This is a genomic window from Cupriavidus sp. WGlv3 (genome assembly GCF_023952475.1).
Classification (GTDB): domain Bacteria; phylum Pseudomonadota; class Gammaproteobacteria; order Burkholderiales; family Burkholderiaceae; genus Cupriavidus; species Cupriavidus phytorum.
In genome coordinates, this window is record NZ_JALHRX010000093.1 from 1 (window position 1) to 1,366 (window position 1,366).

1 protein-coding gene is annotated in these 1,366 nt (G+C 70.7%); it reads right to left on the reverse strand.

The genetic code is table 11. The features are described 5' to 3' along the window. Positions 1 to 1,366: acetyl-CoA carboxylase biotin carboxylase subunit (locus tag MKD38_RS30570; RefSeq protein ID WP_252682426.1), on the reverse strand; the 1,366-nt coding region annotated here is incomplete at both ends.

A 1,366-nucleotide genomic window follows, 5' to 3' on the forward strand; every position in this document is an offset into this window, starting at 1 on the left:
CCAGCAGCGCCGCCACCGCCAGCGCGATCACTTCCATGCCGACCGGCGCGGGCGGCGGGAACAGGACCGCCTCGTTGCGCTCGATCAGGCCGGTGTCGAGATCGGCGGTGCGGAACGCCTCCGACTTCACCAGCCGCTGCAGGAAGGCCACGTTGGTCGACAGCCCCACCACGTGGTACGCCGCCAGCGCCTGGCGCATGCGCGCCAGCGCCTCGTCGCGGTCCTTGCCCCAGACGATCAGCTTGGCGATCATCGGGTCGTAGAACGGGCTGATGGTATCGCCCTCGCGCACGCCGGCGTCGATGCGCACGCCGGCCGGGCCGTGGGCATCCTCGCCGCGCATGAACTGCACCGCCGGCGGCGTGCGCAGGAAGCGCAGCGTGCCGGTGGACGGCAGGAACTGCTTGTCGGGGTTCTCGGCGTAGATGCGCGCCTCCAGCGCATGGCCGTCGATGCGCAGTTGCTCCTGCGTCAGCGGCAGCGGCTCGCCGGCGGCGACGCGCAGCTGCCATTCGACCAGGTCCTGCCCGGTGATCATCTCGGTCACCGGATGCTCGACCTGCAGGCGCGTGTTCATCTCCATGAAGTAGAACGAGCCATCCTGGTTGGCGATGAACTCGACCGTGCCGGCGCCGACGTACCCCACGGCTTTTGCCGCGGCGACTGCCGCTTCGCCCATGGCGCGGCGGCGCTCCTCGGTCATGCCGGGCGCCGGCGCTTCCTCCAGCACCTTCTGGTGCCGCCGCTGCACCGAGCAATCGCGCTCGAACAGGTAGACGCAGTTGCCGTGGGTGTCGGCGAACACCTGGATCTCGATATGGCGCGGACGCGTCAGGTACTTCTCGACCAGCACCTTGTCGTCGCCGAAGCTGGCGCTGGCCTCACGCTTGACCGACGCCAGCGCGGCCTCGAAGCCGTCGCCGGACTCGACCACGCGCATGCCCTTGCCGCCGCCGCCCGCGCTGGCCTTGAGCAGCACCGGATAGCCGATGCGGTCGGCCTCGCGCCGCAGCAGCGCCGGATCCTGGTCCTCACCGTGGTAGCCCGGCACCAGCGGCACCGACGCCTTTTCCATCAGCTGCTTGGCCGCGCTCTTGCTGCCCATCGCGTGGATCGCCGACGCCGGCGGGCCGATAAAGACCAGCCCGGCCGCGGCGCAGGCCTCGGCGAAGGCTTCGTTCTCGGACAGGAAGCCGTAGCCCGGGTGGATCGCCTGGGCGCCGGTCTCCCTGGCCATCTCGATGATGTGGTCGGCGCGCAGGTAGCTGTCGCGCGCGGCGGCGCCGCCGATATGCACGGCCTCGTCGCAGAAGGCCACGTGGCGCGCCTCGGCGTCGGCGTCGGAATACACCGCGACGGTGCGGAT